The sequence below is a fragment of the Microvirga sp. GN3 genome, assembly GCF_055792825.1.
Genome location: NZ_JBVVAK010000014.1, coordinates 1 through 12,326, shown reverse-complemented (window position 1 = coordinate 12,326; position 12,326 = coordinate 1). Strand labels below are relative to the sequence as shown.

Here is a 12,326-nt window from a genome sequence, read left to right as displayed (position 1 = left end):
GGATGCCGGCGGCCCGCGCCATCTGGGCCAGGCGCTGGATCGCGCCCTCGATCTCCTTGCCGGCCACCATCATCAGGTCGGCCATCTCGTCGACGATCACCACGATGTAGGGCAGCGGATCGAGATCCATCACCTCGTCCTCGTAGATCGCCTCGCCGGTCTCGCGGTCGAAGCCGGTCTGCACCGTGCGGGTGATGGTCTCGCCGCGCGCCTTGGCCTCGACCACGCGGGCGTTGAAGCCGTCGATGTTGCGCACGCCGAGCTTCGACATCTTGCGGTAGCGGTCCTCCATCTCGCGCACCGCCCATTTCAGCGCCACCACCGCCTTCTTCGGATCGGTGACCACCGGGGTCAGCAGATGCGGGATGCCGTCATAGACCGAGAGCTCGAGCATCTTCGGATCGACCATGATCAGGCGGCACTCGGCCGGCGAGAGCCGGTAGACCAAGGACAGGATCATGGTGTTGATCGCCACCGACTTGCCCGAGCCGGTGGTGCCGGCGACCAAGAGGTGCGGCATGCGGGCGAGATCGGCGATCACCGGCTCGCCGCCGATGGTCTTGCCGAGGCAGAGCGCCAGCTTCTGCTTCGAGGTCTCGAAGTCCTGGCTGGCCAAAAGCTCGCGCAGGTACACGGTCTCGCGCTTGTGGTTGGGCAGCTCGATGCCGATCGCGTTGCGGCCCTGGACCACCGCCACACGGGCCGAGACCGCGCTCATCGAGCGGGCGATGTCGTCGGCGAGCGAGATCACCCGCGACGACTTCGTCCCAGGCGCCGGCTCCAACTCATACAGCGTCACAACAGGGCCGGGATTGACCTTGGTGATGGCACCGCGGACGCCAAAGTCCTCCAGCGTGCCCTCGAGCAGGGCGGCGTTCTGCTCCAGCGCCTCGGCCGAGATCGTGGGGGCTGACGGCCGCTTCGGCTCGGCGAGCAGGTTCAGCTGCGGCAGCTGGTAATTCTCTTCGTCGAGCAGCGAAGGCTGGGCCTCGCGGGCCATGCGCTTGCCGGGCTTGGGCGCTGCATGCGCTGGTCCGACGCGCGTGGGCGCGGGCTCGGGTCGGGGAGCGGGGCGCTGTGAGAGTGGGGGGACATCGTCCTCGTCCCAGCCGGCCTCATCTTCGTCATGCATCGGCACGGAAGCCGGAGCGGGACGCGGGCGGACGGGAGCGCCGTCGAGAACCGGCTCGCGGCGCAGGCCAGGCTGGCGGGCCGGGCGCTTCGGCTGCGGGGGTGCGTCCTCGTAATAATCTTCCTCAAGGGCGACGCGGCGGTTCTCCTTCCAGCGCCGGGCGGAGGCGCGCAGGCTCATGACGCCATGGGCGAGGGCGCCGAGCGAGACGATGCCCCAGCCCGGCTCGTCGTGGCTTGTCTCCTCCGCCTCGTCCCAATCCTGGATCTTGCGCCGCCTGACGGGCTGGCGCTCCTCGATCTCGTCGGGCTCCTCGTGGTGCCGCTCTTCCGCCGGGCCAAGACCGCAGGCGGCCGTGAGGCTCAAGATCGCGATGCCGGCGAACAGGAAGCCGAGGACAGCGCTGGCCGGACCGCTGGAGAGGCCCGTAATGGCTTTCGCCCCGGCGAGAATCGCGTCGCCGACCACGCCGCCGAGGCCTGTCGGCAGTGGCCAGCTTTGCGTCGGGGGGAGGGCGCTGGCCAGCGCGGTCGCGGCGCCCGCACCGATGACCCAGAGGGCGAGGCGCAGCTGCAGGCGGCCGAGATCGCCGGATTTCATCAGCCGCCAGCCCCAGAGTGCCAGGGGCAGCACGGCCGCGATGGCGCCGAGGCCCAAAAGCTGCATCAGCAAGTCGGCTGCGATGGCGCCAGGCCAGCCGAGAAGGTTGCGGACGGACAGATCGGTGGCGTTGTTGAGGCTCGGATCGTCGACCGACCAGGTGGCGAGCGCCACTGCGATCGCTCCGGCGACGGCGATCAGGCACAGGCCCGTCAGCTCCTGCGCCCGACGAGCCAGGAAGGCTCGGAAGGCGCTGAAGAGGCCATCATAGGCGGAAGAAGAACGGCGGGCCGCGCGCATCAAACCACTCTAAAAAACCATAGGACGGGACAATGTTGCTACGGATCGTAGCGCGGTGGGGTTAAGGGTCCTTTAACCGTAACGACCTTTCTGCCCTGTTGACGGGCGACCGCGAAAAGACCAGTGTCCCGGCCATGACACGCAAGGGCTTCCGGACCGGTTGGACACGCGCCGCGATTGTGGCGGTGATGGCCTATGCGTTCGTCCTGCAGGCCCTGCTTCTCTCCGTCAGCGGTGCGTTCCATGCCGCAGCGGCGGTCGAGGCGAAGGGGATCATCTGCGTCCAGGACAGCTCCTCCGCGCCGGATCATGGGTCGAAGAAGGCCCATGAGAATCTCTGCTGCACCTTAAGCTGCCATGGCTCCGGCGCGACAGGCCCGATCCCGGTTGCCGCCATTCTGGAGCGGCTCGCACCGATGGCGGTCTTGGGCGACCGGGCCGTCGAACCGCCGTCCTTACGTCTGACTTCCGACGTCCTGCCCCTGGGATCACGCGCGCCGCCGCGCCTCGGCTGATTGCCGTTCGACAAGAATCCCATACCATCTCTCAAGGATGTCCCTGATGACTTCGTCACGCTTCGACGCCGCGCTAACCGCCGCCGCTCTCATGATTTCCGCTCCCGCTTTTGCTCATGTCACCTTCGAGAACGGGCAGGCGAATCCCAATTCCACCTACAAGGCGATCCTGCGCATCCCTCATGGCTGCGCCGGCAAGCCGACCCAGAAAGTGCGCGTCCGCATTCCGGAGGGCATCGTCGCGGTCAAGCCGATGCCGAAGGCTGGCTGGAAGCTGGAGACCACCAAGGGCGCCTATGTGAAAGCCTATCAGGTCAACGGAGAGGCGGTGTCCGAGGGTGTGACGGATATCGTCTGGACCGGCTCCCTCGAGGATGCTCATTACGATGAGTTCGTATTCCAGGCCCGCTTCACCGATGCCTATCAGCCGGGCGCGACGGTCCATTTCCCCGTGGTGCAGGAATGCGATGGCGCGACCGAGGAATGGACTCAGGTGCCGGCCGCGGGCGAGGACCCGCACGGCCTGAAATCCCCGGCACCCGGCGTGCGGATCGTGGGCATCGCCAATACGACGCAGACCGTGAAAGCCGGCCCGCTCACCATCGAGCAACCCTGGTCGCGGGCGACGCCGGGTGGCGCCAAGGTCGGCGGCGGCTACTTGCGCATCACCAACACGGGCACGGCCCCCGACCGCCTGATCGGGGGCGCGTCTCCGGTCGCCTCCAAGGTCGAGGTGCACGAGATGCGCATGGAAGGTGACGTGATGCGCATGAAGCCGGTGGAAGGCGGGCTCGAGATCAAGCCGGGCGCCACGGTGGAATTGAAGCCGGGCGGCCTCCATCTGATGTTCATGGACCTCAAGGAGCCGCTGAAGGAGGGCCAGACGGTCAAGGGCACCCTCATCTTCGAGAAGGCCGGCCCCGTCGAGGTGGAATACGCGGTGCGCGGCATGGGCGGCGGAGCCGCCGCCGAGCACAAGCACTAGCGCGGGAGGGAGTGATGAATCTCAAGCGTCTCCTCGTTCCGCTCCTCGTCTTCACCACTGGCCTTCTGGTGCTGCTGGTGACGGCAGGCCTGCTGCTGTTCCCGCCCGGGCAGCAGCAGAGCGCCGGCAAGGTGCCGATCGGCGGCCCGTTCAAGCTCACCAGCCACGAGGGCAAGCCGTTCACGGAGGAAAACCTGAAGGGCAAGCCCTTCGTGGTCTTCTTCGGCTTCACCCACTGCCCGGAGGTCTGCCCGACCACCCTCTACGATCTCACCCAGGACATGGAAGCCCTGGGCAAGGATGCCGACAGGCTGCAGGCGGCCTTCGTCACGGTGGATCCGGCACGCGACACGCCGGAGCTGATGAAGACCTATCTCTCCTCCTTCGATCCGCGCATCGTCGGCCTCACCGGGACGGAGGAGGAGATCGCGGCGGCCGCGCGCGCCTACAAGATCTACTACCGCAAGGTTCCGACCGAGGGTCAGGACTACACCATGGACCATTCGGCGACGCTGTTCCTGATGGACAGTAAGGGCGAGTTCTACGGCACCTCCAACTTCCAGGAACCGGAGGAAACGCGGCGTGCCAAGCTGCGGCAGCTCGTGAAGAACGGGTGACGAATATATTTCCCCGTCATGGCCGCACTTGTTGCGGCCATCCACGTCTTTAACGACGGAAAAGACGTGGATCCCCGGGACAAGCCCGGGGATGACGGCGGAGAGAAGCATTGAGGAAAAGAAAAGCCCCGGATTTTCGGTCCAGGGCTTTTCTGTTTGAGCCTCTGGAAGGCTGTTCTTTAATAGTTGTAGGCGCGCTCGCCGTGGTCTGCGAGGTCGAGGCCTTCGCGCTCCTGGTCCTGCGTGACGCGCAGGCCGACGATCAGGTCGGTGATCTTGTAGAGCACCACGGAGCCGATGCCGGTCCAGATCAGGGTGATGATAACCGCGATGAACTGGGTCCAGACCTGGCCGCCGATCGAGTACTCGCCGACGCCGTAGCCGCCGAGCGATGGCGCCGCCACGATGCCGGTGCCGATGGCGCCGATAATGCCGCCGACGCCGTGGATGCCGAAGACGTCGAGGGCGTCGTCATAGCCGAGCGCGTTCTTCACGCCGGTGACGGCGACGTAGCAGACCGCGCCGGCGACGAGGCCGAGCACGATGGAGCCCATCGGGCCGGCGAGACCGGCGGCCGGCGTGATGGCGACGAGGCCGGCGACGGCACCCGAGGCGATGCCGAGCAGCGAGGCCTTGCCCTTTCCGAGAGCTTCCACGCTCATCCAGGAGAGGCCGGCAGCGGCCGGGGCCAGGATGGTGTTGATGAGCGCGAGAGCGGCACCGCCCGTGGCCTCTAAGTTCGAGCCGGCGTTGAAGCCGAACCAACCGACCCACAGAAGGCAGGCGCCGACGAAGGTGAGCGTCAGCGAGTGCGGCGCGAGCAGGTCGCGGCCGTAGCCGATGCGCTTGCCGATCATCAGAGCACCGACGAGGCCGGCGACGCCAGAGTTGATGTGAACCACCGTACCGCCGGCGAAGTCGAGAGCGCCCATGGCAAAGAGATAGCCTTCCGAGAACCACACCATGTGGGCGATCGGAAGATACACGAAGGTCAGCCACAGGCCGGTGAAGAGCATCACGGCCGAGAACTTGATGCGCTCGGCGAAGGCGCCGACGATCAGGGCCGGTGTGATGCATGCGAAGGTGAGCTGGAAGGCCGCGAAGGTGAATTCCGGAATGGCCACGCCCTTGGTGAAGGTGTCGGCGGTGGAATCCGTGGTCACGCCGGCAAGAAATGCCTTGGAGAAGCCGCCGATGAAGGCGCCGATGCCCTCGCCGCCGGAGGTGAAGGCGAGCGAGTAGCCGTAGAAGGACCACAGGATGGCCACGAGGCTGAACACCGCGAAGACCTGCATGAGCACGGAGAGCATGTTCTTGGTGCGCACGAGGCCGCCGTAGAACAGGGCGAGGCCCGGGATCGTCATGAGGATCACGAGGATCGTCGAGACGAGCATCCAGGCGGTGTCACCCTTGTTGACGGTGGGAGCAGCAGTCGCGGCGTCTTGTGCCAGTGCGGGCTCGAGGGCCGTGAGACCTAATCCGAGCGCACCGAGCGCCGGCAGGAGGAGAGGACGGAACTTCATCGGATTCAAACTCCGGAATGATCGAATGAATGGAATCAAAGGGCGTCGATGTCGGTCTCGCCCGTGCGGATGCGGACCGCCTTTTCGAGCGAGGTGACGAAGATCTTGCCGTCGCCGATCTGGCCGGTGCGCGCGGCCGCCGTGATCGCATCGATCACCTGGGGCACCATCTCGCTCGCTACCGCCACTTCGATCTTCAGCTTCGGCAGGAAGCTCACGGCATATTCGGCGCCACGGTAGATCTCGGTATGACCCTTCTGCCGTCCGTATCCCTTCACCTCAGTCACGGTGAGGCCGTGCACGCCGAGAGCGGTGAGCGCGTCGCGCACCTCTTCCAGCTTGAACGGCTTGATGACCGCCATCACGATTTTCATGGGTTTGGCCCCCTTTTTGAGACGGCTGCCCGAAATGCTCAGGCAGCTTTTCCAATGGTGAACCCGGCCTCATGGACGGGTGTCAGGGGGATCTACGCAAGAAACATGCCAAGCTTTCCGGCCATAGGAAGAGGGCCACTGCCTCTTTCCTAGGCAGCGGAAGCTGGGCTATAAAAGTGCCTATCTGATGAATTTTTAGGCAAATGGGGTCAGGTGCGACGCTCGCGGATGAGGCCTTCCTGAGCAACGGAAGCCACCAGAGTCCCGTCCTGCTTAAAAATGAGTCCGCGCGAGAAGCCGCGCGCGCCACCAGCGCTCGGCGTGTCCTGCGCATAAAGCAGCCACTCGTCGGCACGGAAGGACCGGTGGAACCACATGGCGTGATCCAGGCTCGCCGGCTGGATCGAGGGCTCGAACACCGTGCGGCCATGGGGAATGAGTGAGGTGTCGAGAAGGGTCATGTCCGACGCATAGGCGAGCACGCATTGGTGAATCGCCGGATTGTCTGGCAGGCGGCCGGTGGTCTTGATCCAGACATGGAAGCGTGGCTCGCCCGGATCGCGCGAGAGATAGCGGTTGATCTCCACGGGCCGGATCTCGAGCGGCCGCTCGCGCTCGTAATAGGCGCGCATGGGCTCCGGCATCTGAAGAATCAGGCCGCCCTTCACCTCTTCCTCGCTGGGCAGTTCATCGGGTCCCGGCACCTTCGGCATGTCCGCCTGATGCGCAAAACCCTCCTCGTCGAGATGGAAGGAGGCCGACATGGAAAAGATCGCTTGGCCGTGCTGGATCGCCAGGACGCGACGCGTGGTGAAACTCTTGCCGTCGCGGATGCGGTCGACCTCGTAGATGATCGGAACCTTGGGATCGCCGGGCAGCATGAAATAGCAATGGAGCGAATGGGGATGGCGCCCGTCGACCGTGCGGGTCGCGGCGACCAGCGCCTGTCCGATCACCTGCCCGCCGAAGACACGTTGCCAGCCGCTCTTCGGGCTCTGCCCGCGGAACAGGTTCACCTCGAGCTGCTCGAGGTCGAGAATGGAAAGAAGGTCAGTGACGGCACGGGACATGGATTCAAAATCCTTCGATCGGCAACAGCCATCCATCGGTGAGAGACTCAGGAAGGTCAAGCTTGACGCTGGCCAATGGATCGCTGACACCCACCTATAACGTTGAAGACATGGAGTTGGAGCGATGAGCGCAGCAACGGATATGGAGCGACCGCGCATCGTCATTGCAGGCGGGGGGCTTGCCGGGCTGTCCCTGTCTCTGGCGCTCAAAAAGGCGCTCGCCGATGGGATCGACGTGGTCATGTGCGACCCGGCGCTCAAGCGCGACCCCCATGGCGACAAGCGTTCCTATGCCATCGCTGCGGCTGCACGCCGGATGCTGGAAGCGCTTGCCGTCTGGAATCAGGTCGCGGACAAGGCGCAACCGATCCTCGACATGGTGATCACTGACAGCCGCTTGCAGGATCCGGTGCGGCCAACCTTCCTCACTTTCGAGGGCGATGTGGACGGGCACGAGCCCTTCGCGCACATGATCACGGCGGGCGACCTGACTGCCGCCCTGCTCGACGCCTGTCACGAGGCCGGGGTCGATCTGCGATCTGAGGGCGTGAAGGGCTTTTTCGTTCACGGCGCGCGCACGGATGTCGCTCTGACGAATGGCGATAGTCTGCAAGCCGCACTCCTCGTCGCTGCCGACGGCGCTCGTTCGCGCCTGCGCGAGCAGGCGGGCATCGGCTGGATCTCATGGCCCTACAAGCAGTCCGGCATCGTCGCCACCATCGCCCATGAGCGCGATCATGAGGGCAAGGCGATCGAGCATTTCCTGCCCTCCGGTCCCTTCGCGATTCTGCCCCTCAAGCCCGAGATCCAGGCCGACGGCAGTCTTAAGCACCGTTCCTCCATCGTCTGGACCGAGCGCAGCGACAACGTGCCGGCGCTGCTGGAATCGCACCCCGAAGACCTGCTTAACGAGTTGGAGCGCCGCTTCGGTCTGCAGCTCGGAAAACTCACCTTCGAGACCAAGCCGCAATCCTTTCCGCTGTCCTTCGGCGTGGCGCGCTCCTTCGTGGCCGAGCGCCTGGCGCTCCTCGGCGATGCTGCCCATGTCATTCATCCGATTGCGGGCCAGGGTCTCAATCTCGGCCTGCACGATGCGGCGGCGCTGGCCGAGATCATCACCGACGCCATGCGTCTCGGCATGGATCCCGGCGCCGCCGACGTGCTCGATCAATACGAGCGCGCGCGCCGCACCGACATCACCGCCATGGGCGTGATGACCGATGGCCTCAACCGTCTGTTCTCGAACGACGTGCTGCCTGTCCGCCTGATCCGCGATCTCGGCCTCGGTCTCGTCGACCGGATGCCGGGCCTGAAGCGTTTCTTCATCCGCGAGGCGGCGGGTTTGACCGAGCGAGAGGCGCCGCGATTGCTGAAAGGTGAGGCGCTCTAGCTCACCTTGCCGTGCTCGTGCCGGCACTGGTCGTGATCGGCCAGCACCTGGATGATCCGGCATTCGCCGATCTCTCCGTGCCGACAATCGTCGAGCATGTGCCGCAGCTCCGAGCGGAGGAGTTTTAGCTGGGCGATGCGGCGCTCGACGCTCTTCAGATGACGCGCCACGATCTGATCGGCCGGCTCGCAGGGCTGTTCCGGTTTCGCGCTCAGGCTCAGGAGCTCGCGGATGGCGTCCACCTCGAAGCCAAGGTCCCGCGCATGACGGATAAAGCTGAGGCGAGACACATCCTCCGCCCCATAGCGCCGCTGGCGCCCTTCCGTGCGCGGCGGCGAGGGGAGAAGGCCAATCTGCTCGTAATAGCGGATGGTGGGGACTTTCACGTCGACCCGGCGCGACAACTCCCCAATGGACAGATCCGTCATTTTCCTCTTGAACCTCTAGTCACTAGAGATTGTACGACTCATCCGAACGGACGAAAAGGAGATTCGGATGAGCCAGAATCACAGCCATGGGCACGAGGCGTGCTGCTCTTCCCACAACCATCATGCTCATGAGATCGCTCCAGCGAAGGGCCACGACCATGCGGACACCTGTGGCTGTCATGGTGGTGTGCCGGTCTTCGATGGCGTCGATCCGCGCTACAAGCGCGTGCTCTCGACCGTGATTGCGATCAATGCCGCGATGTTCGTCACCGAGATCGTGGCCGGCCATCTCGCCCGCTCGCAAGCCCTGCAGGCCGACGCCCTCGATTTTCTCGGGGACACCGTCACTTACGGCCTCAGCCTCGCCGTCATCGGCGCCTCCTTGCGCACCCGCGCCACCGCTGCCCTGTTTAAGGGTTTGAGCCTGTCGCTGATGGGTGCCTGGGTGCTCGGCTCAACGCTCTATCACGTGCTGATCCTCGGCCTGCCGCGGGCGGAGATCATGGGCGTCATCGGGGTCCTGGCGCTCGCGGCCAACCTCGCCAGCGTGCTCCTGCTGATACGTTACAAGGACGGCGACGCCAATGTGCGCTCGGTCTGGCTGTGCTCCCGCAACGACGCCATCGGCAACGTCATCGTGATGGCGGCGGCAGGCGCCGTGTGGGTGACCACGAGCGCCTGGCCCGATCTGATCGTCGCCGGGATCATGGCCGGCCTGTTCCTGTCCTCGGCCGTGCAGATCCTGCGGCAGGCCTGGGCGGAATATCAGAGTGCCGGCCAAGGCGCCCCCGTTCCGGCGGAGTGAGTTTCCAACAAAAAAGGCCAGACATTCGCCTGGCCTTCATCATTTCAGAAATTGGCAAAAGCTTACTTCTCGGCCTTGGCCCGCTCGATGCCCTCGACGATCAGGCGGCGCGCTTCCTCAGCGTCACCCCAGCGGATGATCTTGGCCCATTTGCCGGGCTCGAGATCCTTGTAATGCTCGAAGAAGTGCTCGATCTGCTTGATGGTGATCTCGGGCAGGTCGGTGTAGTTCGCCACCCGGTCGTAGCGCTGGGTCAGCTTGCTCGAGGGGACTGCAATGATCTTCTCGTCCTGGCCGCCGTCATCCTCCATCACGAGAACGCCGACCGGACGTACATTGATGATAGCTCCGGGCGCAATGGCGCGGGTGTTGGCCACCAGCACGTCGCAAGGATCACCGTCGCCCGAGAGGGTGTGGGGGATAAAGCCGTAGTTTCCAGGATACCGCATGGCGGTATAAAGAAAGCGATCCACGACGAGCGCGCCGGATTCTTTGTCCATCTCGTACTTGATGGGCTCGCCGCCGATCGGCACTTCGATGACGACGTTCACGTCGTCCGGCGGGTTCTTACCAATCTTGATCGCGTCAAGGCGCATAGAACTGTTCTCCGGAACAAGGCTTGAAGCATCTTCTGAGGCGGGCTTTCTCCGAAATGGGGAAGCCGGAACGCCGGTGAAAATGCGGCAAAAGCTCGTCTTGAGAGCGGCTTAACCCTTAGGCCGAAAAGGCCGCTTTCTGAAGCTTGGACGCCTCACTAGAGCATCGGACTCAAAAGGGGAACCCACTTTTGGATCAATCGGATGCCCCTCTCCTTCGGGAGAAGGCCCCAGCAGCGAGAATCGAAACAAGGTTCTTCTGAGGGTGTCAATTGGAGCGCCGTCAGCGGAAGAGATAGGCAACCTTGGCGAGCGGCGTTCCGCCGATGCGCTCCTCGACGCGGGCGATTGTTCGCCCGCCCATGCTCTCGTAGAAGGCACACGCGCGCTTGTTGTCTTCGAGGGCCCAGACGACGATCCTGTCCATTTCCCGCGCTTTAAGATCGTTGCGCACGGCGTTGAACAGGCGCCGGCCAAAACCGATGCCCTGGTATTCGGGAAGGAGATAGAGCTCGTCGATCTCCCCGCTCGCTGGCAGTGACCGGTCGCGGCAGCGTCCATAGGAAGCATAGCCGACGGCGCCCTGGCCGATGTCGAGCACCACCAGCGGACGCCCGCGCGACACCGTGGAGCGCCACCAGCGCGCGCTGCGCCGGGAGAACATCTTGTCCAGGGTCGCGCCAGGAATGATCCCGAGATAGGCCTCGCGCCAGGCAGCATCGAAGACCTTGGACAAGGCAGCGGCGTCATCGGGCTTCGCATGACGGATACTGACGAGAAGGTCGCTCATGGCTTTGGCAAAAGGGTCAAGAGAAGCAATGAATTCAGTTTCCGCTTGAAAGGGTTAATGGTGCCTTAACGAAATAGGAAGACTGATGGTGAAAGCGTGGCTTTTTAAGCAAAGTCAGAAGGTTGAAGGGACAGACCAAATGACGCAAGCGCCTGCCCAGGTTCCCGATCCCCTGACAATGACAGGAAAATACATTCACGATATGTCGTCAATGGCTCTGCAATCTGCGGGCGATATGAAACGATCCCTGCTCTGGTAAGACCGACTTCCCAAGGGGAAGGCTAAGCATAAGCACCCTCCTTTGTGGAAGGGGCTTGAAGTCGATGAGCGAGTATCAGTTTGATCCTGTCTGGAATACCTATCGACTGGAGCCCGATACGCAGAAATTCTCCCTCGTCGATGTACATGGGCAGAGCGCGGCCAATGTGGAGGGAAATGCTAAGAGCAACATCATTACGGGCAACGATGCCGATAATATCCTAAACGGCTCACTCGGCGCCGATACGTTGATCGGCGGTCTCGGCAACGACCAATACTATGTCGAGACGCCCGATGATGTTGTGGTCGAGGAAGGCGGCGAGGGCAATCTCGATCTGCTGATCGCCTATGTTTCCTACGTTCTTCCGGATCACGTCGAAATTCTCGAGCTGCGCGGATATGGATCTCTCGAGGGGACCGGCAACTCCGAGGCCAACTCGCTCTTCGGAAACAATGTGAGCAACACTCTCCGCGGCGAAGCCGGCGACGATTCCCTGTACGGATGGGACGGCGAAGACACCCTGATCGGCGGTGCCGGACTGGACCGTCTCTGGGGCGGCAAAGGAGACGACACCTTCTTCGTCGATGAAGGCGACGAGATTGCCGAGCAGCCGGATGAGGGAAGCGACTGGGTCGTCGCTTCGCTCGGCTACAGTCTCGGCGATCATATCGCCACGATCTCCAACAAGGTAAAGCTCTACTATCACGACCTCTTCGTCATCTGAGCCGAGAAGGGGGCGCTTCCATCCGTGGAGGGCGCCGTTTCATCGGTTCCGTGGGCCGACGGTGCTTCGTGCGGAAAACCGTCGAAGAAATCGATCTAGCCCACCCTATTCATGAGACATGTTGATGTTTGCCGTTCTGGACTGCGATCGCGGGCGCTCGTTGCGTCTGTTTCATCGCGATGAGGTCTGGAATATGGGGAACGCGTTGGCAGGAGTTG

At 63.7% G+C, this 12,326-nt stretch carries 13 protein-coding genes; 6 read left to right on the top strand and 7 right to left on the bottom strand.

The window, feature by feature from the left end:
• Positions 1–2,032, bottom strand: a 2,032-nt coding sequence (locus tag ACS5Q1_RS09360) for a DNA translocase FtsK 4TM domain-containing protein (protein ID WP_473097899.1), incomplete at its 3' end; no start/stop codon positions are given.
• 134 nt (positions 2,033–2,166) lie between these two features.
• Here ACS5Q1_RS09360 and ACS5Q1_RS09355 point away from each other — a divergent pair.
• From ACS5Q1_RS09355 to ACS5Q1_RS09345, 3 genes are read left to right on the top strand one after another with little or no spacing between them, the layout of a single operon-like run.
• Positions 2,167–2,547, top strand: a complete 381-nt coding sequence (locus ACS5Q1_RS09355) for a hypothetical protein (protein WP_473097898.1) — start codon at positions 2,167–2,169, stop codon at positions 2,545–2,547.
• Between the two features lie 46 nt (positions 2,548–2,593).
• Positions 2,594–3,532, top strand: a complete 939-nt coding sequence (locus ACS5Q1_RS09350) for a copper chaperone PCu(A)C domain-containing protein (RefSeq protein ID WP_473097897.1) — start codon at positions 2,594–2,596, stop codon at positions 3,530–3,532.
• Positions 3,533–3,546: 14 nt separating this feature from the next.
• Positions 3,547–4,149 (top strand): SCO family protein, encoded by a 603-nt coding sequence (locus ACS5Q1_RS09345; protein WP_473097896.1) that lies wholly within the window; start codon positions 3,547–3,549, stop codon positions 4,147–4,149.
• Between the two features lie 179 nt (positions 4,150–4,328).
• On the opposite strand, the gene ACS5Q1_RS09340 is transcribed toward ACS5Q1_RS09345, so the two are convergent.
• From ACS5Q1_RS09340 to tesB, 3 genes are all read right to left on the bottom strand, one after another.
• The gene (locus ACS5Q1_RS09340; protein WP_473097895.1) at positions 4,329–5,672 is read right to left on the bottom strand and encodes an ammonium transporter; all 1,344 of its coding nucleotides are present in this window, start codon (positions 5,670–5,672) and stop codon (positions 4,329–4,331) included.
• A gap of 35 nt (positions 5,673–5,707) precedes the next feature.
• Positions 5,708–6,046 (bottom strand): P-II family nitrogen regulator, encoded by a 339-nt coding sequence (locus ACS5Q1_RS09335; protein ID WP_203441897.1) that lies wholly within the window; start codon positions 6,044–6,046, stop codon positions 5,708–5,710.
• Between the two features lie 209 nt (positions 6,047–6,255).
• Positions 6,256–7,116, bottom strand: coding sequence for an acyl-CoA thioesterase II (gene tesB / locus ACS5Q1_RS09330; protein WP_473097894.1), 861 nt, complete (start codon positions 7,114–7,116; stop codon positions 6,256–6,258).
• 124 nt (positions 7,117–7,240) lie between these two features.
• Here tesB and ACS5Q1_RS09325 point away from each other — a divergent pair, with 124 nt between their 5' ends.
• Entirely contained in the window at positions 7,241–8,506 is a 1,266-nt protein-coding gene (locus ACS5Q1_RS09325) for a ubiquinone biosynthesis hydroxylase (protein ID WP_473097893.1), read from the top strand.
• Here ACS5Q1_RS09325 and ACS5Q1_RS09320 read toward each other — a convergent pair.
• Complete coding sequence (locus tag ACS5Q1_RS09320) at positions 8,503–8,934, bottom strand: MerR family transcriptional regulator (protein ID WP_473097892.1); 432 nt, start codon at positions 8,932–8,934, stop codon at positions 8,503–8,505. The two genes, ACS5Q1_RS09325 and ACS5Q1_RS09320, sit on opposite strands and share 4 nt — an antisense overlap.
• Positions 8,935–9,001: 67 nt before the next feature.
• Here ACS5Q1_RS09320 and ACS5Q1_RS09315 point away from each other — a divergent pair, with 67 nt between their 5' ends.
• Complete coding sequence (locus ACS5Q1_RS09315) at positions 9,002–9,739, top strand: cation efflux transmembrane domain-containing protein (protein WP_473097891.1); 738 nt, start codon at positions 9,002–9,004, stop codon at positions 9,737–9,739.
• A gap of 62 nt (positions 9,740–9,801) precedes the next feature.
• Here ACS5Q1_RS09315 and ppa read toward each other — a convergent pair whose 3' ends face one another.
• Both ppa and ACS5Q1_RS09305 read right to left on the bottom strand, forming a co-directional pair.
• Entirely contained in the window at positions 9,802–10,335 is a 534-nt protein-coding gene (gene ppa / locus ACS5Q1_RS09310) for an inorganic diphosphatase (RefSeq protein ID WP_203441902.1), read from the bottom strand.
• A gap of 283 nt (positions 10,336–10,618) precedes the next feature.
• The gene (locus ACS5Q1_RS09305; protein WP_473097890.1) at positions 10,619–11,125 is read right to left on the bottom strand and encodes a GNAT family N-acetyltransferase; all 507 of its coding nucleotides are present in this window, start codon (positions 11,123–11,125) and stop codon (positions 10,619–10,621) included.
• Between the two features lie 323 nt (positions 11,126–11,448).
• On the opposite strand from ACS5Q1_RS09305, the gene ACS5Q1_RS09300 reads away from it, so the two are divergent.
• Entirely contained in the window at positions 11,449–12,108 is a 660-nt protein-coding gene (locus tag ACS5Q1_RS09300) for a calcium-binding protein (RefSeq protein WP_473097889.1), read from the top strand.
• The last annotated feature ends 218 nt before the right edge of the window (positions 12,109–12,326 follow it).

Bases quoted from the DNA above. Each gene is read 5' to 3' on its own strand.
- ACS5Q1_RS09355 (WP_473097898.1), top strand. From the start codon at position 2,167: ATGACACGCAAGGGCTTCCGGACCGGTTGGACACGCGCCGCGATTGTG.
- ACS5Q1_RS09350 (WP_473097897.1), top strand. From the start codon at position 2,594: ATGACTTCGTCACGCTTCGACGCCGCGCTAACCGCCGCCGCTCTCATG.
- ACS5Q1_RS09345 (WP_473097896.1), top strand. From the start codon at position 3,547: ATGAATCTCAAGCGTCTCCTCGTTCCGCTCCTCGTCTTCACCACTGGC.
- ACS5Q1_RS09340 (WP_473097895.1), bottom strand. From the start codon at position 5,672: ATGAAGTTCCGTCCTCTCCTCCTGCCGGCGCTCGGTGCGCTCGGATTA.
- ACS5Q1_RS09335 (WP_203441897.1), bottom strand. From the start codon at position 6,046: ATGAAAATCGTGATGGCGGTCATCAAGCCGTTCAAGCTGGAAGAGGTG.
- tesB (WP_473097894.1), bottom strand. From the start codon at position 7,116: ATGTCCCGTGCCGTCACTGACCTTCTTTCCATTCTCGACCTCGAGCAG.
- ACS5Q1_RS09325 (WP_473097893.1), top strand. From the start codon at position 7,241: ATGAGCGCAGCAACGGATATGGAGCGACCGCGCATCGTCATTGCAGGC.
- ACS5Q1_RS09320 (WP_473097892.1), bottom strand. From the start codon at position 8,934: ATGACGGATCTGTCCATTGGGGAGTTGTCGCGCCGGGTCGACGTGAAA.
- ACS5Q1_RS09315 (WP_473097891.1), top strand. From the start codon at position 9,002: ATGAGCCAGAATCACAGCCATGGGCACGAGGCGTGCTGCTCTTCCCAC.
- ppa (WP_203441902.1), bottom strand. From the start codon at position 10,335: ATGCGCCTTGACGCGATCAAGATTGGTAAGAACCCGCCGGACGACGTG.
- ACS5Q1_RS09305 (WP_473097890.1), bottom strand. From the start codon at position 11,125: ATGAGCGACCTTCTCGTCAGTATCCGTCATGCGAAGCCCGATGACGCC.
- ACS5Q1_RS09300 (WP_473097889.1), top strand. From the start codon at position 11,449: ATGAGCGAGTATCAGTTTGATCCTGTCTGGAATACCTATCGACTGGAG.